Raw genomic sequence first — 25,141 nt, forward strand, 5'->3', positions numbered from 1 at the left:
TCCGCCGAAAGGAGGATTTAGGGGAGTCGTCGGTGTTCGGGGCGATGTGACCGACAGATGACCGAGACCAGCGACGGGGCTCCGCCGGCGACCGACGGCGGGGACCCGCCCGACGGTAGCGAGTTCGGCGTCGGCGACCAGGACGGCGACGGCCCGCGGATCGAGTTCCGCGGAGGCAAGTGGGCGAGCACGATCCCGCTCGCCTTCTTCATCCTCTGGGCCATCTTCCAGAGCGGTGTTCTCAGAGTCGGCGGCTCGGATGGACTGGTGATCGGTGCGCTGATCGGGACGATCCTCGGGATGTTCTTCGTTCGCGGGAGCTGGAAGACGTACGCGGACACCATATTCGAGGGGATGACCCAGCGCGTCGCCGCCACGGCGATCGTCGCGTGGCTGTGGGCCGGGATGTTCGCCGACACGCTCCAAGCCGGCGGATTCGTCAACGGACTCATCTTCGCCGCCGAGGCGTTGAACGTCAGCGGAGCGACGTTCCCGGCGGCCGCGTTCGTCCTCTGCGGGCTGCTCGCGACCGGGATCGGGACGGGGTACGGCGCGACCATCGCGTTCGTGACCCTGTTCTTCCCGGCCGGCGTGCTCCTCGGCGCGAACCCGGTGCTGCTGTTCGCCGCCATCCTCTCGGGCGCCGTCTTCGGCGACAACCTCGCGCCCGTCAGCGACACGACGATCGTGAGCGCGGTGACGCAGGACGCCGACATCGGCGGTGTCGTCGCCTCGCGGTTCAAGTACGCGATCCTCGCTGCGGTGCCGGCGTTCGTCGCCTACCTGATCATGGGTTCGGTGCTGCCGGGCGCGACCCTCGAGGGCGCGGCCGAACTCGACGCGGCCGCGGCGGGGTTGGTCCACCTGGGCTCGATGGGCGTCGTGATCGTCACGGCGGTCGCGGGCCGCCACATCGTCGAGGCGATCTCGTGGGGGATCGTCGTCGCCGTCGCGTCCAACCTCGTGTTCGGGCTCTCGTCGGTGAGCGACATCCTCGTGTTCACCGTGAGCGAGGCCGGGACGTTCACCTCGCTCCCGTTCGTCGCGGTCGGCGAGACCACGGGCGTTAGCGGAAGCCTCTACACGGGCGCGACCGGCTTCTTCCCGCTCATCGTGTTGACGCTTTTGATCGTGTCGATGGCGCAGATCATGATCCGCGGCGGCGGCTTCGAGGCGATCCTGGAGTTATTATTGAATTCCGTCGCGACGACGGTCCGCCGCGCGGAGCTGACGATGGTCCTCGGCACCGCGACCATCAACGGGATGATCACGATCAACACCGCGGCCGAAATCGCGATCGCCCCGTATATCGCGCGGATCGGCGAGAAGTTCAACATCAACGGCTACCGCCGCGCGAACATCCTCGACGCCAACACCTCCGCGCTCGGCTACATCTTCCCGTGGGCGGGCGGCGTGCTAGTGGGCTACCAGGTGATGGTCGGGCCCGACGGCCTCGGCGCCGAGTACGGCCCCGAGATGGTCGTCAACCCCATCGAGGTCGTCCCGTACGTCTTCCACGGCTGGTTCCTCGTGGCGATATTCGTCCTCGCCGCGATCACCGGCTTCGGGCGGGAGTACATCCCCGACCGCGTCTCCGAGGAGGTGTCCCGCGCATGAGCGTCTTCGACAAGTTCCTCGCGGGCTGGTCGGCCCGCGGCCCGACGCCGGACTACGTGGCCGGCGACGTTCTCGAAGTGATGGTGACCGGCGAGGGGGGCGGCCCCGGCGAGGACGGCGACCACGTCGCCCGCATCGGCGACTCGACGCTCCGTATCGAGGGCGCGCCGCCGGACGCGGTGAACACCCGCGTGATCGTCGACGTGGAGTCGTGGGACGACGCGACTCACAGCGGCCGGGCGACCTACCGGAAGACGGTGGGCGAGAGCGCGTTCTAATCGGTAGCGAGGACGTATTCTTTCGAGGCCATCGCTCCGGCAAGTCGCCCGTACATCGCTGCTTCCGAATCTGCGGCGAACCCTTTTGATCTCTCAGCCGCTCGCCTATAACTAGTCGACTGCGGAGCGCCGACGAACATCTCCGAAGCCCCAGCCGCGAGGACTCGATGCGCTCGCTGTGGTCCTCGGCGCTCACTCCGTTCGCGCCTGCGGTCCTTACGTCGCGCGTCTTCGCCCTCGCGGCAGCGTGGCGCGTAGCGCCACGGGCAACCGGTGACTTCGTCGCCGGTGACTGCCCCTTCGAGTCCACCTACAGCACCGCAACCGCAGCCTCACACCTCCCCAGCCTCGTCGGCCTCCCTTCGGTCGGCCGACTCCCTCGCGCGTGCTCCTCGCGGCCGCCGGGGGCGGCCGCTCGCAGGCACGCGCCACCGCGGTTGTGTTTTTATATAGCAGATCGTTAGAACGGGGTTCAGCCGCCGCGAATCCGCGGGAACCGGGCCCGGACCGGGGCGCTTTTTATGACCACGCTCGAACCGTCGGGTGTGCTATCGGTCGAGCTCCACGCGCACTCCGCGCTGTCGTACGACGGGCGCGACCCGGTCGACCTCCTCTTGGAGCAGGCGGCCGCGGTCGGGCTCGACGCGCTCGCCGTCACCGACCACGACGAGATCGACGCCAGCATCGAGGCGGCCGAGAAGGCCCCCGACTACGGGCTCGTCGGCATCGTCGGCATGGAGGTGACCTCGGCGGTCGGCCACGTCCTCGCGTTCGGCATCGAGGATCGCGTCGAGAGCGGCCTCCCCTTCGACGAGACGCTCGACCGGATCCGCGACCAGGGCGGGATCGCGGTCGTCCCCCACCCCTTCCAGAAGTCCCGCCACGGCGTCGCCGCGCACATCAGCGACGAGCAGCTGGCGAGCGCCGACGCCCTCGAAGTGTACAACTCCCGGCTGTTCACCGGGCGCTCGAACCGCCAGGCCGAGAAGTTCGCCGTCCGCTACGGCCTGCCGATGACCGCCGGGAGCGACGCGCACATCTCCGAGATGGTGGGGCAGGCGGTGACCGAGGTCGGCGCCGACGAGCGCTCAGCCGCGGCGATCCTCGACGGCATCGCCGACGGCCGGACCAGCGTCGTCGGGAAGCGCACCCCGTGGCGCGTCTCGCTCCGCCAGTTCGGCGGGGGCGCGAAGCGCCGCGCGCTCCGCGCGCTCGACGCCCTCCGGTGACCGCGATGCCGGGCTCACCCGCCTCCGACCTCCGCGGCACCGACCCGGACCGCGTCCGGGCCGCGCTCCGCGACGCCGACCCCCTCCCGGGCGGGCGCGGCTTCGCCGGCCTGCTGGCCGACCCGCCGGATCGCGAGGGGCCGGTTCTGGTCCGCGACGCCCTCGGTCGGCAGCCGCTGTTCGCCGAGGCCGCGGCGCTCGATCCTGAGTCCGACCGCCGGCCGACGGAGCCCGGCGCGTGGGCGTTCGACCGGGCCGACCTCGACGACCCCGAGCCGGTTCCGGCCGGGAGCGTCGCCTCGGCGGCCGGGACGGAGCGCGTCTGGCGGCTGCCCGACGCGAGTCCGACCGCGGACCGCGACGCCGCGCTGGCGGCGGTCGACGACGCGGTGAGCGCGGCGCTCGACGACCTCGATGCCGCTCGATCCGCGGACGGCGCCGAGAGCGGCGGCGACCTCGCGGTCGCCTTCTCCGGCGGCGTCGACTCCGGGCTCGTCGCGGCCGCCGTGCCCGAGGCCCCCTGCTACGTGGCCGGCTTCGAGGGGAGCCACGATGTCGCCGCCGCGCGCGACGCCGCGGCGGCCATGGGCCGCGACCTGCGAGCGGTCGAGGTCACGCACGACGACCTCACGCGCGCCGTCCGCGCGGTCGCGGCCGCGACCGGCCGCCGGAACCCGATGGACGTCGCCATCGCGGTCCCGCTGTTCCTGACCGCCGAGGCGGCCGCCGCGGACGGGGTCGACCGGCTCGCGGTCGGGCAGGGCGCCGACGAGCTGTTCGGCGGCTACAGCAAGGTCGTCGACCCCGCCGAAGACCCCCGCGTCGAGGCCGACACCGTCCGCGGGGCGCGGACCGAGACCGTCCGCACGCTCCCCGCACAGCTGGAGCGGGACGTTCTCGCGCTCCGGGCCGCCGGCGTCGAGCCCGCGACGCCGCTGCTCGACGACCGGGTCGTCGCCGCCGCGCTGGCGCTCCCCGACGATCTGCTCGTCGACGGCGAGGAGCGGAAGGTCGCGCTGCGTCGGGTCGCGGCCGAGCGCGTCCCGGCGTCGGTCCACGCCGCGGACAAGAAGGCGGTCCAGTACGGGACGTACGTCTCCCGCGAGCTCGACCGGCTCGCGCGGCAAGCGGGCTTCAAGCGGCGGCTGGACGACCACGTCGGGAAGTACGTCGAGTCGCTGTGCGCCGACGAAAAACCGGCCGGTGAGGGCCGGAACTGACCAAGTCGCCGCGGGGAGTACCAGTCCTGCGGCCGACGCCCGATCGATCGGGCGTCTAGAAACAGATCTACGGGACAAGTATAAAATCCAGACAGTAGCGACAAATATGACACTCCCGAGCGCGGGTAGAAAACGATCGTCCGCGGACGGAGGCGATTACTGCCGAATCGAACCGACGGGGACGCGCTTTGCCGGAGAAAGTTCACGTCCATGCGGCGGTGACCGACGGGGGCGCACGCCCGGCGGGCACTCGTTCCGTCAGCGGACGAGGTACGGGTCGCTGCCAGCGATGAACCGTCCGAGGTCGCTCTCGCGGCGGAAGTCGGTCGACCGGAGCTCCCCAAGCGCGTCGACGAGCCGGTCGGCGTCGCCGTCCGTCCAGTCCGACGGGTTCTTGACCGGGACGACGAGCCACCCGGCGCCGAGCAGCTCCTCGCCGTGGAGCGCGTCCATGTCGACCTCGGTCTTCCAGGCCCGGGCGGTGTAGGTCTCAAGGACGTGTTCGGTCGCGCGCGCGCCGACCGGGAGCAGCACGTGGGCCGCGATGGCGCGGAGCTCCGCGTCGAAGAACCGCTCCATGTCGTCGTAGGCGTCGTCGTCCGGCGGCCCGTCGCTCTCGCACATGTGGAGGTACGAGAGGAACGTCCGGTCGGTCGAGACGGGGTCGACCGCGGTGGGGTCGCCGTCTGTCGCGACGCCGTCGGGGGCGACGCCCTCGGCGAGCCCGGCGATCAGTCCGGCCGACTGGAGCGTCGACAGGAACGCGGGCGACCACGGCTCGCCGGTGAACGGGACCGCGGCGGCGGTCCCGCCGTGGACGCCGGGGCGGTCGCCGACGACGTGGAAGTCGGCGTTGGCGTCGCCGTAGCCGGGGACGAACGAGGGGCAGTCGGGGCGCATCCCGAAGGGGTTCCGGATCCGGTCCGTGACGTTCTGCACGCGACCGGGTAAGCGCGCACGGCGTTAAATTCCGTTCGGTCCGGCGCGGGGCGGCGTGGCTGGTGGGGCGACGCGATCGGCGAGGCGGCGACGGACCCGCGCGAAGGGCGCCGATGCGAGGCGCACGAGCCGGCATGGATTCGCATAAGTTACGAGAATGACTTCGGTCGGACCGGCTTGGGATACGCGACGATCCGCGCGAAACGGGAGAAATTTCAGAATCGTTAATTTACGACCGAAAAACGCGAGACTGCGTCCGGATCGTCTCGGCGCCGGCCACGGAAGATATTTATACATCCCCCGGTTGGGCTGGGGCAGAAGTCCAATGTTCGACCGCATCCGAACCGCGGCCCTCTTCGGGCTGCACCAAGCGACCGTCGCCGTCGGAATCTCGCTGTTTCCGGTGGCCGTCTTCGCGCGCCGACACCTCGGCGTCAACGTCCCCGTCGGCCGGCTCGTCGAGACCACAACCGAGGCGTGCGAGACCGCCGCCGAGGAGTGATCGGCCGGCCGTAGCCCCCGTTTTGCGACGTCGACCCGACGCCGAGCGACGGCGCCGTCGCGCCCCGCGGGCCCTCGCCGCGTCGCCGTCGTCGCCGAGACGCTCGTTAGGCCGCCGTCGGGCGGTCCCGACCCGGCGACGGATAGGCCCGTCGGAACCGGTCGGCGGCCCCCGAAGGGTTGCCTTTATCAGCGCGCCGGGCCAACGAACGTGTAATGCGAACACCGACTGGCGACCTCTCCGACGGGCCGGCCGCCGACCTAGGCCGTGACCAGCCCGTCTTCGGACCGGAGCTCGGCGAGTTCGAACACAGCGACCGCCGCGCCGCGAAGGCGGAGGGCGAAGGCGAGATGAAGACCGGGACTACGACCGTCGGCATCAAGGCGGACGACGGCGTCGTGATGGCGACCGACATGCGCGCCTCCCTCGGCGGCATGGTCTCCTCGAAGGACGTCCAGAAGGTCGAAGAGATCCACCCGCGCGGCGCCCTGACCATCGCGGGCTCGGTCTCGGCGGCGCAGAACCTCATCTCGACGCTCCGCGCCGAGACGAGCCTCTACGAGGCCCGTCGCGGCAACGACATGTCGATGGAGGCGCTGTCGACGCTGACCGGTAACCTCCTCCGCTCCGGGGCGTTCTTCGTCGTCCAGCCGATCCTGGGCGGCGTCGACGACGAGGGCGCGCACATCTACTCCATCGACGCCCTCGGCGGCACGACCGAGGAGGAGTACACCGTCACCGGCTCTGGGTCGCAGTACGCGCTCGGTGTCTTAGAGCAGGAGTACGACGACGAGGTCACGATCGACGAGGCGGAGACCATCGCCGCGAAGGCGATCCAGTCCGCCGTCGAGCGCGACCTCGCCTCCGGCAACGGGATCAACGTCGCGGTCGTCACCGACGACGGCGTCGATATCACCCGGTACAAGGACTTCGACGACCTCCTGTAAGGCCGACGCGGCGGCCCCGGCGACCGCTCCTCACTGCGATTTTCGACCGTCCGCGAACGCCCGAGCCACCGCTCTATCGCGTCGCCGTCCGTTCGCACGCGAGTCCGACGCTCGACCGTACCGGACTCACCGACCTACCGGATCACTGACCTACCGGACTCACCGCCGGAGCCCCGGCGGCGCGCGGATCCCGTCGCCCCAGTAGAAGCGCGGGCCGAGCAGGAGGTAGCCGGCCGAGAGGAACAGCAGCGCGAACGCGAACCCCTCGCCGATCCACGTCGGGAGCGCGTCCGTCGCCATGTGACCGGCGGGGGTGAGGATCACGGCGGCCTGGACCACGCCCATCACGAGCGCGTCCTGCGCGTGGAGGTCGGGGTACGTCACCGTCGACCCCATCAGCAGCGCGAACGCCGCCGTCGCCGCGACGAGGAGGAGCGGGGCGGTGTAGCCGGCGATGACGGCGGCCGCGAGCACGGTCGCCGCCAGCGTCGTCGGGACGCCGACCGTCTCGCGGGCGCCGTCCTCGTCGACGGTGTAGAGCCCGAGCCGGGCGACCGCGGCTGCGACAAACAGCGCGCCCGCGCCGACGCCGGCCGCGACGAGGGCAGGGTCGGCGGCGAACGACCGCCCGTCGCGAACGACCGCGGCCACGAGGGCGGCGGGCGCCACGCCGAAGGAGGCGACGTCGGCCAGCGAGTCGAGGTACGGGCCGGCGGGCGTCGACCCGCGGTGACGGGCGACGACCCCGTCGAGCCCGTCGGCGACCGCCGCGAGGAGCACGAGCCGGGCCGCGAGCGCGACGTCGACCGTCGCGGCGACGACGGCGAGGAAGCCGACGGCGGCGTTGGCCACGGTGACCGCGTCCGCGAGCCCCAGCCGCTGAGCGAACCGCAGAGGCATACCGTATCGGTCGACGAGCCGGGTTTTAGGGCTTGTTATCTCGTCGACCGCGGGCACGGTCGGCCCGCGCACAGGGACCGGCGCCCGGGCTCAGGGCACGTACCAGATGCCGCGCCCGAAGTCGAGCCACTCGCCGACCACGACGTGCGGCATCGCGATGACGCAGACGAAGATGGTGTAGAAGGCGACGGCGCCGGAGAGGAGCGAGCCGCCGGCCACCGGGTTCGGGGCGACGGTCCACAGGGCGGTGGCGACGCTCGCCGTGACCAGCGCGCCGACGACGAGGACCCCCCACGCGACGACGAGCGAGACGCCCTCCGTCCGGTCCGGCTGCTCGCGTTCGACGACCATGCTCCGCGCCGACTGCCGCATCGAGTACCACAGCGGGAAGTAGAGCCCGATGGCGACGACCACGGGCACCAGGGCGAAGTACGCGACGAGCAGCAGCGTCTCCGCGGCGTCGAGGAGCCACGAGCGGCTCACGCCGCCGGTCGCGCGCAGGCTGGTCACCAGCCCGCCGCCGAGGTGGGCGACCACGCCGAGCCCGAAGACCGCGCCCAGCGCCGTGGTGACCGTCTCTGGGTTCGAGGCGGCCGGTCCGGCCAACTGGCCGTCGAAGACGCCCAGCATGATGCCGGTGAACCCGTAGAACGTCTCAGTCCAGAAGACGGCGGGAACGATCATCACGGCGCCGCCGCGGATCAGGGCGGCGAGCGCCCGCTGCGGCTTGGTCGGAAGGTGCTCGGTCCCGACCAGCGCGTCCATCACGCGGAGGTCGCCGTGCCCGCCCTTCGCGACGGCCGTCCCGAACGCGAGCGCGAGCGCGGGCAGGGGCGCGAACACGAATAGCGCCACGAAGGAGGCGACGAACCCGAGGTACAGCGCCACGTACCGGGCGCCGAACGGGAGCCCCCGCCGTCGGAGGTTCGAGAAGTGTTCGTACCCGCCGTGCGGGAGGTTCAGCGCGACCATCCCGACGAGGTACGCGATCATCTGCGTCCGGAGCGACACGTCGGTGCCGACCGCGGACAGGGCTCCGAACCCGACCGCGAGCAGGAGCAACGCCGCGCGAGAGGCACCGATAGCCGTCCGTTCCGGTTCACCGATGAGTCGCCGCACCGGACTCGCCGTCGACGTCGACATGGACGTACGTAGGGGCGTTACGGGGTTAGGGCCTCGTCGCCATTATTGGGTCTTTTATATACCGTCACGCGGCGCAGCGCGGGACGGAGATCCGAAACGGCGCTTCAGTACGTGTGGATCACTTCGCCGCAGCGCGTGCACTCGATCGTGTCCGCGCGGAACAGCCGCTCCTTCTTCTCGGTCGGTCCGTTACACTCGGGGCAGACGCCGAGGTTCCGGCCGTCGGCCACGCGCGCGGACAGGTCGAGGAACTGGTTCTCCAGCTTGTCGATCTGCTCCGACTGCTCTTCGACGACCGACCGGAGCTCCTCGATGGTCTCGTCGCGCTCCTCGACCGCGGTGGACAGCTCGTCGATGCGCTGCTCGTACTCGTCGATCGCCTCGACGTCGATGGTGACGTCGTCGGTCGCCTCCGCCTCGCGCTCCGCGGTGGTTTCCGTGGTCGATTCCGCTTCCGCCTCGGTCTCTTCGTCTGCCATACGACACCAGTGGGGCCCCAGGGTCATTACTTTCGGGCCGACAACGTCTCCATGCGGTCAGGGTTCGGGGACGATGGCGGGGGCAGATCCGCTCCCGCGACGCACCGCCCGCGGCCCGCGATACCTAACTGGGTTGGCATCGGTCTCAATAGAGTATATACTGTATCAAGATGTGGGTATGGACCCGATAGCGCTACAGGCGGGATACGACCTGCTCGGGGACGGTCGCCCCGAGACACTCTGGTTGGGAATCGGCACACTACTAATGCTCATCGGGACCTTCTACTTCATCGCCCGCGGTTGGGGCGTGACGGACAAGGAGGCCCGTGAGTACTACGCGATCACGATCCTCGTGCCGGGGATCGCATCGGCGGCGTACCTGTCGATGTTCTTCGGCATCGGGCTGACGACGGTCGAGGTCGCCGGGATGGCGGAGCCGCTCGAGATCTACTACGCCCGGTACGCGGACTGGCTGTTCACGACGCCGCTGCTGCTGCTCGACCTCGCGCTGCTCGCGAAGGTCGACCGCGTGACCATCGGGACGCTCATCGGCGTCGACGCGCTGATGATCGTCACCGGCCTCATCGGCGCGCTCTCGCACACGCCGCTCGCGCGTTACACTTGGTGGCTGTTCAGCACGATCGCGTTCCTGTTCGTGCTGTACTACCTCCTGACGAGCCTGCGTAGCGCGGCGAAGCAGCGCTCCGAAGAGGTGCAGTCGACGTTCAACACGCTGACCGCCCTCGTCGCCGTCCTCTGGACGGCATACCCGATCCTGTGGATCGTCGGGACCGAGGGCGCCGGCGTCGTCGGTCTCGGCGTCGAGACCCTGGCGTTCATGGTGCTCGACGTGACGGCGAAGGTCGGCTTCGGCTTCGTCCTGCTCCGCAGCCGCGCCATCCTCGGCGACACCGAGGCTCCCGAGCCGTCGGCCGGTGCCGACGCGCAGGCCGCGGACTGATCGGCAGGTCGCTCCGACGCGACCGAACAGCACGGTTCAACCGTTTCCAGCGTTCATTTTTCGACATGACTGACACTCCCACCGAACAGCCGCCAGTGACGAATACCCGATCCGTGGTCGGGCTGGCCGCGTGCGCCGTGATCGCGCTCGTCGGAATCTTCCTGATCCCGACGCTACAGGAGCCGAGCGGCGGACTGAACGTTCGATTCTGGACGATGGTCGCCTTGGAACTGCTCGCCATGGTCGGGGTCGTCTACTTCGTCCTGAACCTCCACGAGGAGCCGGAGTAAGACGAGGTCCGGGGGCCGGCGAAGGCAGCCCGCCGACCCCTCACTCCGCCGGCGAGTCGCGTCCCACTCGCTCGGCGTCCGCGCGCCCGTCGCTCGTCGACGGCGACGTCTCGCGGAGCGCGCGCTCGAAGTGGTCGCGCCCGACGGTCGGGTCGGCCGGCGGCCCGTCGTCGACGATGGCGTCCTCGATGGCGAGCAGCCCGGCCTCGCGGACCAAGGCGGCGAGGTCGCCGCCGCTGTACCCGGCCGTGCGGTCGGCGAGGGAGTCGAGGTCGACGCCCGACGCCACCGGCATCTCTCGCGCGTGTATCCGGAGGATCTCGCGGCGCGCCTCGCGGTCCGGGAGCGGCGTCTCGACCGCCTTCTCGATGCGACCGGGGCGCAACAGCGCCTCGTCGATGTTGTCCGGGCGGTTCGTCGCCGCGATCACCACCACGTCGGTGAGCGGCTCCAGCCCGTCGAGCTCGGTCAGCAGCTGCGACACCACGCGCTCGCCGGCGCCGGTGTCGTCGCCGCGGCGCTTCGGCGAGATGGCGTCGACCTCGTCGAAGAAGATCACCGCCGGCGCGTTCTCGCGCGCCGTGGCGAAGAGGTCGCGGACCGCCTGCTCGCTCGCGCCGACGTACTTGTCGAGCAGCTCGGGCCCGTTCACCGGGATGAAGTTCGCGTCACTGAGACTGGCCGCGGCCCGGGCGAGCAGCGTCTTCCCGGTGCCGGGCGGCCCGTACAGCAGCACGCCGGAGGGCGGGTCGATCCCCATCTCCGCGAAGCGGTCGGCGTACTCCAGGGGCCAGTACACCGCGCGCACCAGCTCGCGTTTGGCGTCGTCGAGGCCGCCGACCTCGTTCCAGCCGACCGCGGGAAACTCGACGGTGACCTCGCGGAGCCCGGTGGGCTCGACGTCGTCGAGCGCGGCCTCGAAGTCGGCCAGCCGGATCGCGGTCCGACCGTCGCGGCGGACCGCCCGCTCCAAGGCCGCGTCCACGAGGACGGCCAGGTCGGCGAACACGTAGCCGTTGAGCCGCGCGGCGACGCCCTCGAAGTCGACGTCCATCGCGAGGGGCGCGCCCTCGCAGAGCGCTTCGAGCGCGTCGCGCCGCTCGGCGGTCGTCAGGGGCTCGACCCCGATCTCGCGGTCGAATCGCCCGCCGCGGCGCAGCGCCGACGGCACGGCGCTCGGGTCCGTCGTCGCGCCGATCACGACCGTCCGGTCCCCGTCGCGGAGCTCGTCGACGGTCGACCGGAGGCGGTCGGCGAGCGCGGAGCCCCCGCCGTCGTCGGCTCCGAGCGCCTCCAGATCGTCGAGGAGGACCACGGTCGGCTCCCCCGCGGAGACGGCGTCGACGACGCGGTCGAGCCCGTCCGACTGGTCGCTCGCGCGCTCGCCCCGGAGCCGGGCCGCGGAGGTGCGGACGAGCGACGCGTCGGTCGCGGCCGCGACGGCCTCGACGAGCGTCGTCTTGCCCGACCCGCGCGGTCCGTGGAGGAGCAGCCCGAGGGTCGGATGCCCGGCGGACGCGAACGCCTCGGCCGCGTCGAACCGGGTCGCGACGGCGTCGCGGAGGCGCTCGAACGTCGCCGTCGCGACGAACCCGTCGCCGGGGCCGGTCTCCCCGGGGCGTTCGGAGACGACCGCGGCGTCCGCATCGTCGTCCGCGACGGTTATCTCGGTCGCGTCGTCGACGACCGCCGGCGAGGCGGGCGCCACGTCCCGCACGTCGAACCGGAGGGTGAGGGCGCCGCCGAGGCGCGTGACCTCGACCTCGTCGCCGACGGCGACCACGCGCCGGGCGAGCCGCCGGCGGATGGCGTCCTCGCTCCGCTCCACGTCGACCGACTGGCGGAGCCGCAGCGTGACCGACGACGCGACCGGGAGGTCCGAGACCGCCACCGTCGCGGTGTCGCCCGGCTCGACCCCGCCCGTCCGGCGGAGCCGCTCGGGGAGGAACACCGCCCGCGTCCCGTCGTCGACCGCGACGACCGGGGCGGCGACGCGGTGCGCGCCCGCGACGGTCACCGTGTCGCCGCGGCCGATCCCGAGGTCGTCGAGTACGGCCCGGGGGAGCCCGATCCGGTCTCCGGGGACCGACGTGGGCGGTTCTCTGACGGGGACGCGCACGCTCATGCTCCGTGAGTTCGTTCGCGGGACTCTGCGGCGGTGGTCGACACCATACGTCGATCCCACGCCCAGCGACCACAAAGTACCCACGGCCTAACTGGACAGTCGCGGACCGACGGTGACAGGCGGCAGTTGGATCGTATGTAAGGAATATTCGCAAGTAAGCGATCGAATGGATTTATTTCGGACGCAAAACCGCCAATGTACGATCGATTCGGGACACCGACCGCGCAGCCGGCGGCGATTCAGGTCCTCGGAAGACAGGTAAGCATTAACCCGTACGGGTGCGAACTGCTGCTCATGGCGAATGCTCGGGCGCTCCTCGTCCACCCGGAGGAGGGGAGCGATCGAATCGAGACTGCGCTCGGCGCCGCGGGGTTCGACGTGACGCGCACGGACACCGCGGCGTCCGCGGTCGCGAAGGCGACGACGGGCGAGTACGACTGCGTCGTCAGCGAGTACGCGCTGGCCGGCGACGACGGCGTGGCCCTCGCGACCGCGATCGAGGAGTCCGACGCCGGCGTACCCGTCGTGATGTTCACGGCGACCGACGAGGAGGGCGTGCCGGAGGCCGCCTTCGAGAACGGGGTCGACAGGTTCCTCCAGAAGAACGGGTCGGCGTCGATCGACCGGCTCGTCTCCGACGTGTCGACCGTCTGTTCCGGCGTCTCCGCCTCGGAGACCCGCCAGGACGTGTCGGACCACGAACCGACCGCGTCGGAGGTGACGCGGGCCGTCGAGGACGCGCCGATCGGGATCAGCATCAGCGACCCGGACCTCCCGGACTACCCGCTCGTGTACGTCAACGACGCCTGGGAGGAACACACCGGCTACCCGGTCGAGGAGGCGCTCGGTCGCAACCCGCGGTTCCTTCAGGGGCCGGGGACGGACCCGGAGACCGTCGACGAGATCGCGGAGGCGATCGGCAACGAGGAGGAGGTGACCGTCGAGATCCGGAACTACCGACGCGACGGCACCCCGTTCTGGAACGAGCTGACCGTCGCGCCCGTCTACGACGAGGACGGCGACCTCGCCCACTACGTCGGCTTCCAGAACGACATCAGCGACCGGAAGGAGGCGGAGCGGCTCGCCGAGCAGCGCGCCGAGAAGCTGGCGACCGAGCGGCGCTCGCTCGACAGGGTGCTCGGCCGGGTGAACGGCCTCCTCAGCGACATCAGCCGCATCCTCGTCGAGAACCGCGACTCGGGGGTCATCTCCGAGCGCGTCTGCGAGGTCATCGCCGGCGAGCCGGGGTACGCCGGCGGCTGGATCGGCGAGGTCTCGTCGGCGACCGGCCGGCTCGAGATCCGCGCGGCGAGCGGCGTGTCGGTCGAGCCGGGCGCGTCGTACGACGTCGCCGAGACGCCGGCGGAGGTACAGGAGGCGATCGAGACCGAGGAGCTCCACAGCGGGTCGATAGACGACGCCGCCGACGGGCCGCTCGAACCCAAGTCCGCTGGCGGCCGCCGGCTCCTCGTCGTGCCGCTCACGTACGGCGACCGGCAGTACGGCCTGCTGGGGATCTACGGCAACGGGGCGGACGTCCTGGCCCGCCGGGAGCGGCGGGTGTGTGAGTCGGTCGGGAAGATGATCGCGAACGGCCTCCACTCCATCGAGACGACGGAGATCCTCACCACCGACCGGGTGGTGGAGCTCGTGGTCGGGATCCGCGACGAGACCGCGGCGCTCGCGCGGATCGCGGACGCGGTCGGCGGGGAGGTAGTACACCTCGGGACGACGCGGCTCGAAGACGACGAGTGCGAGCTGTACTTCCGCGCCGACGGCGAGGGCCTGGACCTCGACGAGCTCGCGTCGCTCCCGCTCGTCGAGTCGATGCGGACCGTCTCGGAGACGAACGACGGCGTCAGCTTCGCCGTCACCGTCACCGACTCGCCGCCGCTCACCCAGCTGGCCGCTCACGGCGGCGTCGTCACCGAGGCGACGGCCACGGGCGACGAGGCGACCCTCACGATCGAGGCGCCGCCAGAGCACGACGTGCGGTCGATCCTCGACGTGTTCCGCGACGAGTACGAGGGCGTCGAGCTCCGGTCGCGCGTCGAGCGCGAGAGCCGCGACCGCACCGTCGCCGAGTTCGCCGCCGCGGTCGACGAGCGGCTCACCGACCGGCAGCGCGACGCGCTGAAGACCGCCGAGCTGAACGGCTACTTCGAGTGGCCGCGCCCGGTCGACGGCTCCGAGATCGCCGATCGGATGGGGATCACCCGACAGACGTTCCACCAGCACCTCCGCGCGGCCGAGCGGAAGCTGGTCGAGGCGTACGTCGACCCCCGGTCGGACGGATGACCCGAGCGTCGGCGGCCGATCGCGACGGCGCATGACCGACGGGGGCGACGCGGGCGGCGGCCCGTCCGTGGCGAGTGGCGACCCGTTCGCCGCGAGCGACGCGGTCACCGTCGCGGCCGACCCGGGGGCGGTGTTCGCGTTCCTCGACGACCCCGAGAACCACGCGGCGATCACGCCCGGGCTCGCGGACGTGCGGGACGTCGAGCCGCTGGAGAACGGCGGGAAGCGGCTGGCGTACACCTATCGGATGGCGGGCGTCGGGATCGACGGCGAGATCGTCCAGACCGTCCACGATCCGCCCGAGCGTCATCGCTTCGAACTCCGCGGGCGCCTCACCGGCACCATCGACCTCCGGCTCGTCCCCGTCGAGGGCGGGACGGAGCTGACGTACGCCGCGACGTACGGCCTGCCGGAGAACGCGCTCACGAGGGTCGGCGCGCCCGTGATCCGCCGGTTCAACGAGCGGCAGCTCCGCGCGGCCCTGCGGAATGTCGCCGCGGAGTTCGAGGCGGACGAGTGAGGGGATCGACGGGGGCGCCGGGGGCGGACCGGGGGACGGCGTTGCGATCGGGGTGCCGGCGGGCGAACTATTAACCGTTCGATGGTCTAAGTGGCGGTATGGATCCGATCACCCTCCAAGCCGGACTCGGTCTCGGGCTCGTCGGCGTCGGTCTGCTGGCGCTGCTGCTCGTCGTCGTCACGCTCTGGCAGTCGTTCGAGATCGTCGACGCGTACGAGAAGAAGACCCTCACCGTCTTCGGCGAGTACCGCAAGCTGCTCGAACCCGGTATCAACCTCATCCCGCCGTTCGTCTCGCGGACGTACCCGTTCGACATGCGCACCCAGACGCTGGACGTGCCGCGGCAGGAAGCGATCACGCGGGACAACTCCCCCGTGACCGCCGACGCGGTCGTCTACATCAAGGTGATGGACGCCAAGAAGGCGTTCCTCGAGGTCGACGACTACAAGAAGGCCGTCTCGAACCTCGCGCAGACCACCCTGCGGGCCGTCCTCGGCGACATGGAGCTCGACGACACGCTGAACAAGCGCCAGGAGATCAACGCGAAGATCCGCAAGGAACTCGACGAGCCCACCGACGAGTGGGGGATCCGCGTCGAGAGCGTCGAGGTCCGCGAGGTCAACCCCTCGAAGGACGTCCAGCAGGCGATGGAGCAGCAGACCTCCGCCGAGCGCCGCCGGCGCGCGATGATCCTCGAAGCGCAGGGGGAACGCCGCTCCGCCGTCGAGCAGGCGGAGGGTGACAAGCAGTCGAACATCATCCGCGCACAGGGCGAAAAGCAGTCCCAGATCCTTGAGGCGCAGGGGGACGCCATCTCGACCGTCCTCCGCGCCCGCTCGGCCGAGTCGATGGGCGAGCGCGCCATCATCGAGCGCGGCATGGAGACGCTCGAAGAGATCGGCAAGGGCGAGTCCACCACGTTCGTCCTCCCGCAGGAGCTCACCAGCCTCGTCGGCCGCTACGGCAAGGCCCTCTCCGGCTCCGACGTCCAGCAGATGGAGGGGCTCGACGGCAAGGAGTTCGACGCCGACACCCGGAAGATGCTCGGGCTCGACGACATCGACGAGATCCTCGGCCAGATCGAGGAGTCCGCGGAGATGAACGTCGAGGAGTTAGAGAAGGAGGCGGAGGCCGTGAAGGCGGGCGACGCCGGCGCGAACATCCGGTCCGCCGACGAGGTCATCCAGGAGATGGACGACGAGGAGGCGCCCGCCGAGGTCGAGAAAGAGGAGTAGATCGCCGCGAACCGCCGCCGAAGACCGCGTTTTCCGCCGGGGTCCTGTCACGAGCGAAGTGCTTTTGTCGCGGCGTAGGCTACTGGGACTGTGACAGAGGGGTTCGACGGGCAGAAGCGCGAGACGCTCCGACGGTTCGCCGCGGTCGGAGCGGCCGCGCCGTTCGTCGGGACCGCGAGCGCCGACGACGAGGGGAGCGACGGGAACGAGACGCGGGAAGCGATCCGCGGCTACGTGCCGACGACCCCCGGCGCGCACTTCTCGAAGCTCCGCGACGACCTCAGACTCGGCACCGGCGAGGCGCAGTACCACCTCCGGAAGCTGGAGGAGGCTGGCGCGATAGAATCGGTGAAAGACGACGACTACCGGCGGTTCTTCCCCGCCGGCCGGTTCGACGAGACGGACAAGCGGGCGCTCGGCTACCTCCGCCGCGAGACGCCGCGGGGGATGATCCTCGCGCTGTTGCGCGACCCCGACGCGACGGGCGCCGACCTCGCGAGCGCTCTTGGCGTCTCGCGGCCGGCGATAAGCGCGGCGGCGGCCGACTTGGAGCGCGCCGGCCTCCTCGACCGGACCGACGGCTACGCGCTGACCGAGCCGGAGCGGCTGCTCACGCTCGTCGTCCGGTACGCCGACTCCTTCGACGCCGCCGCGGTCGCCGTCGCCGACGACGCGGCGTCGCTGGTCTCGTACGACCCCTGATCCGCGCGGCCGGCCGTCAGGCCGTCACCATCCACGTCGTCCCCGACGAGTAGCCCCACTTCTCGACGTCGATGTCGGTGGCCGCGTCGGCGACGGCGCTCATGTTCGCGCCGACCTCCTTCGCGGAGAGACCGAGGTCGTCGGCGATCAGCCGCGACTTGAAGTACGTCCGGTCGCCCGCGTTCTCGCGGAGGTACCGCAGGATCCGCGACTGTTTCGCGGAGAGGCCGCTCGATTCGACTGCGACCGCGTCCAACTGGGCAGTGCTCATACCCGACCCACGCCGGCGTCCGACATAAGCCGGTTGGTAGACGGGATTAACACGCCGCAGTCGTGCGGTTTCGTCCCGGAACGGGAGCGAGAGCGCCGCCCCGCGACCGCGTTTGGGTACGGTGTTCGAACCGCGCCGACCGCCGGCGGCGGCGCCGCGAGCCGCTCAGTACAGGTCCGAGACGAACGGGCCGAGCGCGCCGCTCACGCCGGCGGCGAGCGCCTCGGCCCGGTCGACGCGGCCGGCGGTGAGCGCGCCCGCGGCGCCGCCCCGCTCCGCGACGCCCTCGGTGTCGAGGAGGTCGTCCATCACGGGGCCGAGCTCGGCCCCGTCGGCGAGGCGGGCGGCGACGCTCGCCGGGAGCGCGAGGCTCGGGCCGGCCCCGCGGCCGACGCGGTCGCCGTCGGTCACCGCCGCCCACATGATCAGGTAGCGGTCGTCGGTCCCGTCGAACCCCGCGACACCGCCCTCGACGCCGACGCCGAGGTCGAACGCCGCGGCCTCGCCGTCGCTCGGCGCCGCTTCGAGGACGGCCGCGGCCCGGTTCTCGGCGCCGGCGATCGTCTCCGCGTGGCCCCGAGGCTGTTCGCTCACGTCGGAGTCGACGGGGACCGACTCGATGGCGACGCCCGTCGGGGCGCCGGGGAGATCGGCGTCCGCCGCCGATCCGATGGCCAGTTCGACCGCGCGCCGCTTCACCGGGTTGCCGCTGCCGACGCCGACTCGCAGGGTCGTCATGGTCGGCCGTCGTCGCCCGGGGTCGAAAACGCGTCGGGATGGAGCAGCCGCGCCAGGCGCTCGACGCCGTCGACGAGGGCGGGGCTCGGCTGGTTGAGCAGGGAGTCGTCGACGACGTGAACGGGGGCGTCGATCCAGTCGCGCGCCGCGACGGCCGCGGGGTCGACGCGGTCGCCGCGCCCGCAGACGTGGACGACAACGTGATCCGGGTCGGCGCGCGAGACGGCGGCGGGGTCGACCTCGCGGGAGCGCTCGCCGGGGTCGACGAACGGGTAGCGCCCGCCCGCGGCGCGGACGGCGTCGGGGACCCAGTTGCCGGCCGCCATCGGCGGGTCGGACCACTCCTCGCAGTACGCGGTCGGGCGGGGGCGGTCGGCGACGGCCTCGGCGATCCGGTCGAGGCGCTCGCGAGCGTCGGCGGCGAGTCGCTCCCCGGCCTCGGGGCGGCCGACGTCGCTCCCCCGGGCGGCGAACCCGTCGAGGGCGTCGTCGAGGGTCGCCGGCTCGCGGTGCGCGACGTCGAGCCCGCGCTCGCGACAGCCGTCGGCGAGGTCGGCCTGGAGCCCGTCGCTCGTGAGGACGACGTCGGGGTCGAGGTCGACGACGCGGTCGAGGTCTGGGTTCAGCCAGCCGCCGACGGCGGTCGGAGCGTCGGCGCCGTGCGCGAACCCGGCGTTCGGGGCCTCGGAGAGGTCACAGTGGGCGGTGACGCCGACGAGGCGGTCGGCCCCGCCGAGCGCGGCGACCGTCGCGGTCGCGCTCGGCGCGAGCGAGACGACGCGGGGGGCGGACATAGGAATCGATCCGGGCGCGACCGTGTCAACGGTTTCGGTCCCGGGGGCCGCGGGAGGCGGGGTTCGAGGGCGCGTGACGGCGCGTCGCCGTCGACTGCGAGAGCGGCGAAAACGCGTGATAGATCGTGTCTTTTCGCCGGGATTCGAGCGACACGTTCCGGTCGTTTTAAGTTGTGTTCTGCCGACGGTAAACCAAGATCGCTCTCGGGCAGTTTCAGTTTCCGGGGGCAACCGAGCTATGAGTGAACGACTACACACACGGGGGAGTCGCTCCCGAACGGAGACGAACGAGGAGGAATCGGAGAGCACCGACGAGACGCTGAGCTGCCCGGAGTGCGGCGGCCACGTCATCAATGACGAGGAGCACGGCGAGACGGTCTGTAGCGACTGCGGCCTCGTCGTCGAGGCGGACTCGGTCGACCGCGGCCCGGAGTGGCGCGCGTTCGACTCCCGCGAGAAGGACGAGAAGAGCCGCGTCGGCGCCCCGACCACGAACACGATGCACGACAAGGGGCTCTCAACGAACATCGACTGGCGCGACAAGGACGCGTACGGCCGCTCGCTCGGCGCGCGCCAGCGGCAGAAGATGCAGCGGCTCCGCAAGTGGAACGAGCGCTTCCGCACCCGCGACTCCAAGGAGCGCAACCTCAAGCAGGCGCTCGGCGAGATCGACCGCATGGCCTCGGCGCAGGGCCTCCCGGACAACGTCCGCGAGACCGCGTCGGTCATCTACCGCCGCGCGCTCGACGAGGACCTCCTCCCCGGCCGCTCCATCGAGGGCGTCTCCACCTCCTGCGTGTACGCCGCCGCCCGGATGGCCGGCGTCCCGCGCTCGCTCGACGAGATCGCCGACGTGTCGCGCGTCGAGAAGGCGGAGATCGCCCGGACGTACCGGTACGTCGTCCGCGAGCTCAAGCTCGAAGTGAAGCCGGCCGACCCCGAGCAGTACGTCCCCCGGTTCGCCTCCGACCTGGAGCTCTCCGAGGAGTCCGAGATGCGCGCGAAGAGCCTCCTGCGCAACGCCAAGGAGAAGGGCGTCCACTCGGGCAAGTCGCCGGTCGGCCTCGCCGCGGCCGCCGTCTACGCCGCCGCGCTGCTCACGAACGAGAAGACGACGCAGGCGGCCGTCTCGGAGGTCGCCGACATCTCCGAGGTCACCATCCGGAACCGCTACCACGAGCTGCTGGAGGCCGAGGACGGCCTCGTCGCGTAACTCGCGCGCTCTTCCTCGATTCCCCGCTCCCGCGGGCTCCCGCCAACCCGACCAGCTAAGTCCCCGCCCGCGGAACGCCCGCCTATGTTCGAGGAGTACGTTCTCGCCGCGAGCACGGCGGACCTCTCGGCGGAGCCGGCCGCCCGCGAGCACGCCGACGCCGTCGAGTTCCGGATGGACCTCGCGAGCGACCCGCTCGACCAGCTGACGGGCTACGACGGCGAGCTCCCGCTGCTCGTCACGAACCGGGCGTCGTGGGAGGGCGGCGAGGCCGAGGGGCTCGGCCGCTACGACGCGCTCTCGGACGCGATCGGTCGCGACGCCGTCGCCGCGGTCGACGTCGAGCTCGCCGCGCTGCGCGGAACGCACCCGGACCCGGCCGAGGCGTCGCACGCGACCGCGCTGCGCGAGGCGGCCCGCGAGGCCGGCGTCGCGGTCGTCGCGTCCGTCCACGACTTCGAGTCGACGCCCGAGCCCGCCGCGCTGGTCGACCTCCTCGCCGACGCCGCGAGCGAGGGCGACGTGGGGAAGCTGGCGACGACGGCGACGGCGCCGGGCGACGCGCTCGCGATGATCGAGGCGACCCACGAGGCGACCGCGGCGGGCCACCGCGTCGCGACGATGTGCATGGGCGAGCCGGGCCGGCACACCCGCGCGGTCACCCCGCTGTACGGGTCGAAGATCGGCTACGCGCCCGTCGACGCCGCGGACGCGACCGCGCCCGGACAGTACCCGCTCGCGACGCTCAGGGAACTCGTCGACGGGCTGCGAGCGGTCGACTCGGAGGCGTAGGGAGTCGCCGCTCGGTCGAACGGGACGAATATTTTTCACCGGCGCCGTCGAACCTGATGGGTGAGACGGCCCTCCTCCGATCGAATCAGTCGCCGCTGGTCTCCGCGTTCGGCCTCCTGATCGCCCTCGTCGCGGTCGTCGGAACCCGCTTCCTCGGCTGGGAGTGGGGGTCCGGCCGGCTCGTCCCGACCCTCGTCGGCGTCGCCGTCGCCGGGGTCGCCGTCGCGGTCGTCGCCGCGCGGCTGCTGGACTGAGCGACGCGCCGCCGACAGGTTCGAGCGCCCGCCAGCCGCCGGCTCGTCGCGCGGTCAGGCGTCCGTCGCGGTCGGGCGTCCATCAGGGCCGGCGCGGAGCCAAACCGCTTTACGACCGCCCCCGTAAGTGCGGGCAATGGCGACGTGCGACGAGTGCGGGGAGTACGAGAACCTCCCGTACCAGTGTAAGCGGTGCGGCCAGACGTTCTGCGCCGAGCACCGGCTCCCGGAGAACCACGACTGCCCGGGCCTCGCCGAGTGGGACGACCCCGGCGGCGTCTTCGACAGCGGGTTCGACGAGAGCGTCGAGGGCGGGTCGGGCGGCGGCTCCCGCTCGGGCGGCGCGTCCGCGGGGGTCGTCGATCAGGTCAAACGGCGGATCGACCACGAGACCAGCACCGGCGGGCTGATCAGCTACTTCCGTAACAACGCGACGTACGCGATCCTCGCGGCGATCTGGGTCACCTTCGCCGCACAGCTGATCGTGTTCTGGGGCCTCGGCGCCCGAGGGCTCCACGACACCCTGTTCGTCCTCCAGCCCGACGCGCTCGGAAACGTCTGGACGGTGATCACTTCCGTGCTCTCACACTCGCCGGTGAGCCTCTATCACATCATCGGGAACAGCGTCGTGATCCTGTTTTTCGGCCCGCTCGTCGAGCGGGCGGTGGGGTCGAAGAAGTTCGTCGCGTTCTTCTTCGCGTCCGGGATCGTCGCCGGGCTCGGCCACGTCCTCTTCGCGATCGCGACGAACGCCCCCCTCGCCGGGATCCTCGGGGCCAGCGGCGCCGGGTTCGCGATTCTCGGCGTGCTCACCGTCTGGCGGCCGAACATGCAGGTGCTCCTCTTCTTCGTGGTTCCGATGAAGATCAAGTACCTCACGTGGGGAATCGCGCTGATCTCCGCGGTGCTCGTGGTCCAGAGCCTCCAAGCCGGCGGCGGCGGCGCCGCCGGCGGCATCGCGCACCTCGCGCACCTGATCGGCTTCGCCATCGGCCTCGCGTTCGGCAAGCGCAACGAGGGGCTCGCGCGCTCCGCGGGCGGCATGGGCGGCGTCTCGATGGGCGGCGCCCGCGGCCCGCGCGGCCCCGGCGGTCCGGGCGGTCCCGGCGGGCGCTTCTGATGGACCTCGCGCGGCCCGAGTTACGTCCGGACCCGTCGCTGTCGCGCGGGGAGATGGAGGCCCTCCAGCGCGACATCGCGGCCGCCGCGGTCTTCGCGGACGACGGCGCGCCCGACCCGGTCGCCGTCGCGGTCGACGAAGGCGCCTCGCTCGCGGACGGGCTCCCCCCGGCGCGCAGCGACGCGCAGGAGCGGCTAGGGGCCGGTGCGGGGCCGGCGGACGCCGAACCCCAAGGAGGCGGCGAGGACGCACCCACCGTCGTCGGCGTCGATCAGGCGTTCCTCACCGGCCGGGGCGAGGGTCGCCCGGACGCCGCCGTCTCCGCCGCGGTCGCGCTCCGAGGCGGGAGGGTGGTCCAGTACGCGAGCGCGACGACGCCGCTGTCGGTCCCGTATATTCCCGGGCTGCTCGCCTTCCGCGAGGGAGAGCCGATACTGGCCGCGCTCGACGCGCTCGACGCCGACCCCGACCTGCTGGTCTGTGACGGCTCGGGCCGGATCCACTACCGGGAGGCGGGGCTCGCGACGCACGTCGGCGTCCTCCGCGACGTGCCCAGCGTCGGCGTCGCCAAGAGCCTCCTCTGTGGCGAGCCCGACGAGCGGACCGACGAGCGGCCCGAGGGCTGGCGCACGCCGATCAGGGCGGACCACGCGGTGGAGACGGCGGAGCCGGGCACCGTCATCGGCCACGCGTTCCAGTCGCGACAGTACCCGAACAGCAGGCGCGTGAACCCCCTGTACGTGAGCCCGGGGCACCGCGTCTCGTCGGAGACCGCGGTCGCCCTCGTTGCGGCCCTGTGCGCGGGGTACAAGCTCCCGGAGCCGACGCGGCTCGCGGACGCCCACGCGGAGCGGGCGAAGCGGGACGCGGAGTGAGCGCCGGACCGCCTCCCGCGCCGAGATGTATGTCAGCAGTTGCCACGGTAGGCGGTTTTTAGGCGGTCGGCCGCGAACGCGGAGACATGACAGACGACGGGAAGAGTCCGATGTCCGCGGAGGAGTTCCGGTCGCTGACCGACGGGTTGGTGCGACAGAGTTCGGGCGGCGGAACGACCGTCTACAAGAACGCGGCAGGGGTCGGCTGTCCGAACCCCGACTGCGACCGCGGCGTCTTCCAAACGCTGTTCGTCAGCGACCACGGCTGGCAGCAGATCGGCGCGACCCGGGACGGGATCGACCTCTGTTTAGTCAACACGGAGTCGAAGCGGCTCGTCTTCATCCACGACGAGTAGGCGGGCCGCCCTGCGGGGCGGCCGCGCCGCCTCTCAGTCGTCGTCAGCGGCGGGCGCGGCGTCGGGCTCGGCCGCGCAGCGGTTCGGGCCGAGTTCGAGTTCGATCGCCGCGGTCTCGTCCGGCGGCGACTCGACGCCGCGGTTGGCCGCGATCACCGACTCGTAGTTCGGCGGCTTCTCCGGCAGCGTCCGGGTGATCCGGTCGACGAAATCGTCGCGGTCGAGGTCGAGGACTTCGATCCCCCGGCGCGCGTCGCCGACCGTCGTGAACACGGGGTCGCCGGGCTCGGCGCCGCCGGTCGTCCCGTCGTTCGCGACGGCGAAGTGACCGGGGCAGACGGCGACGTCGTCCGGCTCGGCGAGCAGCGTCCCGTGGAGCGAGTCGTACAGCCGACGAGCCGCGCCGGCGGCGCCCTCGTCGCCGTCTCCGCCGGCGGCCGACTCGTCGCCACCGCCCGCCGAGAACTGGAGCTCCGTGCGGCCGACGCCCTCGGTGAACAGCGTGTCGCCCGTGAGGACCGCGGCGCCGCCGATCAGGTAGCTCGCGCCGTCGTCGGTGTGGCCGGGCGTCGCGAGCGCCTTCAGGTCGACGCCGCCGACGTCGAGCGTCTCGTTGCGCCCGATCGGTTCGAAGGCGTGCGCCACGTCGCGGTCGGCGGCCGCGGCCGGGAGGTAGTACGGGACGCCGAGGTCGTCGGCGAGCGCGCGGCCGCCGGAGAGGTGGTCGGCGTGGACGTGCGTGTCGAGGACGGCCGCTATCGAGGCGTCGCGCTCCGCGGCCGCCGCGACCCACTCGTCGCCGTGTCTGGAGACGTCGATAGCGACGGCGACGCGGTCGGCGCCGTCGGCGTCGTCAGCGGGTGCGCCCGCTGGGACGTGGTCGGCCTCGCCCGGCTCGCGTCCGCCGACGGCGAGGTAGCCCAGACACCCCTTCGCGCGGCGCTGGACCTGGACGAGGTCGAGCGGCGGGGCGTCGTCGAGCGCGTCGGGGAGCGGGACGTCGGTCCGGTCGTACACCGCGGACCACCCGCGCATCCCGTCGGCGACGACGGTCACGTCCTCGTACCCCGCCGCGGCGAGTTCGGCGGCGAAGTCGTCCGAGGCCTTCCCCTTCGCGCAGAGCGTGACGACGCTGTCGTCGGGCGAGAGGCCGGTCTCGCGCTCGAAGTCGGCGAGGTCGAACTCGTGGAACGGCTTGTAGAAGTAGTGGACGGCGTCCGCCACGCGCCACCCCTCGAAGCTCTCCTCGGGTCGCGTGTCGACCACGGTGAACGACCGGTCGCCGCGCCGGCGCGCGTCGATCCTGTCGCGGAACTCGTCGGCGGAGATCGTCTCGACCATAC

The 25,141-nt window shown here is 71.7% G+C and carries 27 protein-coding genes; 18 read left to right on the forward strand and 9 right to left on the reverse strand.

All coding sequences use genetic code 11. The features are described from left to right. The first annotated feature begins 57 nt into the window (after positions 1–57). The 4 genes from AMR74_RS08570 to AMR74_RS08585 all read left to right on the forward strand — a co-directional run bounded on the left by AMR74_RS08570 (position 58) and on the right by AMR74_RS08585 (position 4,344). Positions 58–1,617: a Na+/H+ antiporter NhaC family protein gene (locus AMR74_RS08570; RefSeq protein ID WP_053771656.1), complete on the forward strand. Its 1,560-nt coding sequence runs from the start codon at positions 58–60 to the stop codon at positions 1,615–1,617. Next, complete coding sequence (locus AMR74_RS08575) at positions 1,614–1,895, forward strand: DUF7513 family protein (protein WP_053771657.1); 282 nt, start codon at positions 1,614–1,616, stop codon at positions 1,893–1,895. Before AMR74_RS08570 ends, AMR74_RS08575 begins: the two co-directional genes overlap by 4 nt. Before the next feature lie 545 nt (positions 1,896–2,440). Continuing rightward, positions 2,441–3,124 carry a PHP domain-containing protein gene (locus tag AMR74_RS08580; RefSeq protein WP_053771658.1) on the forward strand — a complete coding sequence of 228 codons (684 nt, stop codon included), beginning with the start codon at positions 2,441–2,443 and terminating at the stop codon, positions 3,122–3,124. A gap of 5 nt (positions 3,125–3,129) precedes the next feature. Further along, positions 3,130–4,344, forward strand: coding sequence for an asparagine synthase C-terminal domain-containing protein (locus tag AMR74_RS08585; protein WP_053771962.1), 1,215 nt, complete (start codon positions 3,130–3,132; stop codon positions 4,342–4,344). Between the two features lie 258 nt (positions 4,345–4,602). Here the strand turns inward: AMR74_RS08585 and AMR74_RS08590 are convergent, their stop codons facing one another. Continuing rightward, a complete protein-coding gene (locus AMR74_RS08590) occupies positions 4,603–5,283 on the reverse strand; it encodes a uracil-DNA glycosylase family protein (RefSeq protein WP_053771659.1) in 681 nt (226 codons plus the stop codon). Positions 5,284–5,608: 325 nt separating this feature from the next. On the opposite strand from AMR74_RS08590, the gene AMR74_RS19075 reads away from it, so the two are divergent. Together AMR74_RS19075 and psmB are read left to right on the forward strand one after the other, a co-directional pair. After that, positions 5,609–5,785: a hypothetical protein gene (locus tag AMR74_RS19075; RefSeq protein ID WP_167551900.1), complete on the forward strand. Its 177-nt coding sequence runs from the start codon at positions 5,609–5,611 to the stop codon at positions 5,783–5,785. 215 nt (positions 5,786–6,000) lie between these two features. Continuing rightward, positions 6,001–6,732 carry an archaeal proteasome endopeptidase complex subunit beta gene (gene psmB, locus AMR74_RS08595; protein WP_053771660.1) on the forward strand — a complete coding sequence of 244 codons (732 nt, stop codon included), beginning with the start codon at positions 6,001–6,003 and terminating at the stop codon, positions 6,730–6,732. Positions 6,733–6,891: 159 nt separating this feature from the next. On the opposite strand, the gene AMR74_RS08600 is transcribed toward psmB, so the two are convergent. From AMR74_RS08600 to AMR74_RS08610, 3 genes are all read right to left on the reverse strand, one after another. After that, positions 6,892–7,632: a protein sorting system archaetidylserine synthase gene (locus AMR74_RS08600; protein WP_053771661.1), complete on the reverse strand. Its 741-nt coding sequence runs from the start codon at positions 7,630–7,632 to the stop codon at positions 6,892–6,894. Between the two features lie 90 nt (positions 7,633–7,722). Then, a complete protein-coding gene (locus tag AMR74_RS08605) occupies positions 7,723–8,775 on the reverse strand; it encodes a Brp/Blh family beta-carotene 15,15'-dioxygenase (protein WP_053771662.1) in 1,053 nt (350 codons plus the stop codon). 104 nt (positions 8,776–8,879) lie between these two features. Next, on the reverse strand, positions 8,880–9,254 hold the full coding sequence (locus AMR74_RS08610) for a SlyX family protein (protein ID WP_053771663.1): 375 nt from the start codon (positions 9,252–9,254) through the stop codon (positions 8,880–8,882). A gap of 178 nt (positions 9,255–9,432) precedes the next feature. Between AMR74_RS08610 and AMR74_RS08615 the strand changes: the two genes are divergently transcribed. Together AMR74_RS08615 and AMR74_RS08620 are read left to right on the forward strand one after the other, a co-directional pair. Next, a complete protein-coding gene (locus AMR74_RS08615; RefSeq protein WP_077152273.1) occupies positions 9,433–10,215 on the forward strand; it encodes a bacteriorhodopsin in 783 nt (260 codons plus the stop codon). A 65-nt stretch (positions 10,216–10,280) separates the two neighbouring features. Further along, positions 10,281–10,505 carry a hypothetical protein gene (locus AMR74_RS08620; RefSeq protein ID WP_053771665.1) on the forward strand — a complete coding sequence of 75 codons (225 nt, stop codon included), beginning with the start codon at positions 10,281–10,283 and terminating at the stop codon, positions 10,503–10,505. A 40-nt stretch (positions 10,506–10,545) separates the two neighbouring features. On the opposite strand, the gene AMR74_RS08625 is transcribed toward AMR74_RS08620, so the two are convergent. Continuing rightward, on the reverse strand, positions 10,546–12,630 hold the full coding sequence (locus AMR74_RS08625; RefSeq protein ID WP_053771666.1) for an AAA family ATPase: 2,085 nt from the start codon (positions 12,628–12,630) through the stop codon (positions 10,546–10,548). Positions 12,631–12,924: 294 nt separating this feature from the next. On the opposite strand from AMR74_RS08625, the gene AMR74_RS08630 reads away from it, so the two are divergent. The 4 genes from AMR74_RS08630 (at position 12,925) to AMR74_RS08645 (ending at position 17,385) form a co-directional block, all read left to right on the forward strand. Beyond that, on the forward strand, positions 12,925–14,928 hold the full coding sequence (locus AMR74_RS08630) for a bacterio-opsin activator domain-containing protein (protein WP_053771667.1): 2,004 nt from the start codon (positions 12,925–12,927) through the stop codon (positions 14,926–14,928). Positions 14,929–14,959: 31 nt separating this feature from the next. Next, positions 14,960–15,448, forward strand: coding sequence for an SRPBCC family protein (locus AMR74_RS08635; protein ID WP_053771668.1), 489 nt, complete (start codon positions 14,960–14,962; stop codon positions 15,446–15,448). 98 nt (positions 15,449–15,546) lie between these two features. Continuing rightward, positions 15,547–16,683, forward strand: coding sequence for an SPFH domain-containing protein (locus AMR74_RS08640; RefSeq protein ID WP_053771669.1), 1,137 nt, complete (start codon positions 15,547–15,549; stop codon positions 16,681–16,683). A 90-nt stretch (positions 16,684–16,773) separates the two neighbouring features. After that, positions 16,774–17,385 (forward strand): winged helix-turn-helix transcriptional regulator, encoded by a 612-nt coding sequence (locus AMR74_RS08645; protein ID WP_053771670.1) that lies wholly within the window; start codon positions 16,774–16,776, stop codon positions 17,383–17,385. 16 nt (positions 17,386–17,401) lie between these two features. On the opposite strand, the gene AMR74_RS08650 is transcribed toward AMR74_RS08645, so the two are convergent. From AMR74_RS08650 to AMR74_RS08660, 3 genes are all read right to left on the reverse strand, one after another. Beyond that, positions 17,402–17,656, reverse strand: a complete 255-nt coding sequence (locus AMR74_RS08650) for a DUF7123 family protein (protein ID WP_053771671.1) — start codon at positions 17,654–17,656, stop codon at positions 17,402–17,404. 165 nt (positions 17,657–17,821) lie between these two features. Beyond that, complete coding sequence (locus AMR74_RS08655; protein WP_053771672.1) at positions 17,822–18,394, reverse strand: DUF84 family protein; 573 nt, start codon at positions 18,392–18,394, stop codon at positions 17,822–17,824. Continuing rightward, a complete protein-coding gene (locus AMR74_RS08660; protein ID WP_053771673.1) occupies positions 18,391–19,188 on the reverse strand; it encodes a cobalamin-binding protein in 798 nt (265 codons plus the stop codon). The genes AMR74_RS08655 and AMR74_RS08660 overlap by 4 nt, the downstream gene beginning before the upstream one ends. A gap of 238 nt (positions 19,189–19,426) precedes the next feature. Here AMR74_RS08660 and AMR74_RS08665 point away from each other — a divergent pair, with 238 nt between their 5' ends. The 6 genes from AMR74_RS08665 to AMR74_RS08690 all read left to right on the forward strand — a co-directional run bounded on the left by AMR74_RS08665 (position 19,427) and on the right by AMR74_RS08690 (position 23,798). Then, positions 19,427–20,401, forward strand: coding sequence for a transcription initiation factor IIB (locus tag AMR74_RS08665; RefSeq protein ID WP_004596489.1), 975 nt, complete (start codon positions 19,427–19,429; stop codon positions 20,399–20,401). Between the two features lie 84 nt (positions 20,402–20,485). Beyond that, on the forward strand, positions 20,486–21,193 hold the full coding sequence (locus tag AMR74_RS08670; RefSeq protein WP_053771674.1) for a type I 3-dehydroquinate dehydratase: 708 nt from the start codon (positions 20,486–20,488) through the stop codon (positions 21,191–21,193). A gap of 56 nt (positions 21,194–21,249) precedes the next feature. After that, the gene (locus AMR74_RS08675) at positions 21,250–21,447 is read left to right on the forward strand and encodes a hypothetical protein (RefSeq protein ID WP_053771675.1); all 198 of its coding nucleotides are present in this window, start codon (positions 21,250–21,252) and stop codon (positions 21,445–21,447) included. Between the two features lie 136 nt (positions 21,448–21,583). Then, on the forward strand, positions 21,584–22,567 hold the full coding sequence (locus tag AMR74_RS08680) for a rhomboid family intramembrane serine protease (RefSeq protein WP_053771676.1): 984 nt from the start codon (positions 21,584–21,586) through the stop codon (positions 22,565–22,567). Beyond that, entirely contained in the window at positions 22,567–23,442 is an 876-nt protein-coding gene (locus tag AMR74_RS08685) for an endonuclease V (RefSeq protein ID WP_053771677.1), read from the forward strand. Before AMR74_RS08680 ends, AMR74_RS08685 begins: the two co-directional genes overlap by 1 nt. Positions 23,443–23,528: 86 nt before the next feature. After that, entirely contained in the window at positions 23,529–23,798 is a 270-nt protein-coding gene (locus AMR74_RS08690; protein ID WP_053771678.1) for a DUF7385 family protein, read from the forward strand. Between the two features lie 33 nt (positions 23,799–23,831). Here AMR74_RS08690 and AMR74_RS08695 read toward each other — a convergent pair whose 3' ends face one another. Beyond that, positions 23,832–25,139, reverse strand: a complete 1,308-nt coding sequence (locus AMR74_RS08695) for an MBL fold metallo-hydrolase (RefSeq protein ID WP_053771679.1) — start codon at positions 25,137–25,139, stop codon at positions 23,832–23,834. Positions 25,140–25,141: the final 2 nt, after the last annotated feature.

It is taken from the genome of Halorubrum tropicale (genome assembly GCF_001280455.1).
In the GTDB taxonomy this organism is placed as follows: Archaea; Halobacteriota; Halobacteria; order Halobacteriales; family Haloferacaceae; genus Halorubrum; species Halorubrum tropicale.

Coding starts and splice junctions, on each gene's coding strand:
- AMR74_RS08570 (WP_053771656.1), top strand. CDS start 58: ATGACCGAGACCAGCGACGGGGCTCCGCCGGCGACCGACGGCGGGGAC.
- AMR74_RS08575 (WP_053771657.1), top strand. CDS start 1,614: ATGAGCGTCTTCGACAAGTTCCTCGCGGGCTGGTCGGCCCGCGGCCCG.
- AMR74_RS08585 (WP_053771962.1), top strand. CDS start 3,130: ATGCCGGGCTCACCCGCCTCCGACCTCCGCGGCACCGACCCGGACCGC.
- AMR74_RS19075 (WP_167551900.1), top strand. CDS start 5,609: ATGTTCGACCGCATCCGAACCGCGGCCCTCTTCGGGCTGCACCAAGCG.
- psmB (WP_053771660.1), top strand. CDS start 6,001: ATGCGAACACCGACTGGCGACCTCTCCGACGGGCCGGCCGCCGACCTA.
- AMR74_RS08600 (WP_053771661.1), bottom strand. CDS start 7,632: ATGCCTCTGCGGTTCGCTCAGCGGCTGGGGCTCGCGGACGCGGTCACC.
- AMR74_RS08605 (WP_053771662.1), bottom strand. CDS start 8,775: ATGTCGACGTCGACGGCGAGTCCGGTGCGGCGACTCATCGGTGAACCG.
- AMR74_RS08610 (WP_053771663.1), bottom strand. CDS start 9,254: ATGGCAGACGAAGAGACCGAGGCGGAAGCGGAATCGACCACGGAAACC.
- AMR74_RS08615 (WP_077152273.1), top strand. CDS start 9,433: ATGGACCCGATAGCGCTACAGGCGGGATACGACCTGCTCGGGGACGGT.
- AMR74_RS08620 (WP_053771665.1), top strand. CDS start 10,281: ATGACTGACACTCCCACCGAACAGCCGCCAGTGACGAATACCCGATCC.
- AMR74_RS08625 (WP_053771666.1), bottom strand. CDS start 12,630: ATGAGCGTGCGCGTCCCCGTCAGAGAACCGCCCACGTCGGTCCCCGGA.
- AMR74_RS08630 (WP_053771667.1), top strand. CDS start 12,925: ATGGCGAATGCTCGGGCGCTCCTCGTCCACCCGGAGGAGGGGAGCGAT.
- AMR74_RS08635 (WP_053771668.1), top strand. CDS start 14,960: ATGACCGACGGGGGCGACGCGGGCGGCGGCCCGTCCGTGGCGAGTGGC.
- AMR74_RS08640 (WP_053771669.1), top strand. CDS start 15,547: ATGGATCCGATCACCCTCCAAGCCGGACTCGGTCTCGGGCTCGTCGGC.
- AMR74_RS08650 (WP_053771671.1), bottom strand. CDS start 17,656: ATGAGCACTGCCCAGTTGGACGCGGTCGCAGTCGAATCGAGCGGCCTC.
- AMR74_RS08655 (WP_053771672.1), bottom strand. CDS start 18,394: ATGACGACCCTGCGAGTCGGCGTCGGCAGCGGCAACCCGGTGAAGCGG.
- AMR74_RS08660 (WP_053771673.1), bottom strand. CDS start 19,188: ATGTCCGCCCCCCGCGTCGTCTCGCTCGCGCCGAGCGCGACCGCGACG.
- AMR74_RS08665 (WP_004596489.1), top strand. CDS start 19,427: ATGAGTGAACGACTACACACACGGGGGAGTCGCTCCCGAACGGAGACG.
- AMR74_RS08670 (WP_053771674.1), top strand. CDS start 20,486: ATGTTCGAGGAGTACGTTCTCGCCGCGAGCACGGCGGACCTCTCGGCG.
- AMR74_RS08675 (WP_053771675.1), top strand. CDS start 21,250: ATGGGTGAGACGGCCCTCCTCCGATCGAATCAGTCGCCGCTGGTCTCC.
- AMR74_RS08680 (WP_053771676.1), top strand. CDS start 21,584: ATGGCGACGTGCGACGAGTGCGGGGAGTACGAGAACCTCCCGTACCAG.
- AMR74_RS08685 (WP_053771677.1), top strand. CDS start 22,567: ATGGACCTCGCGCGGCCCGAGTTACGTCCGGACCCGTCGCTGTCGCGC.
- AMR74_RS08690 (WP_053771678.1), top strand. CDS start 23,529: ATGACAGACGACGGGAAGAGTCCGATGTCCGCGGAGGAGTTCCGGTCG.
- AMR74_RS08695 (WP_053771679.1), bottom strand. CDS start 25,139: ATGGTCGAGACGATCTCCGCCGACGAGTTCCGCGACAGGATCGACGCG.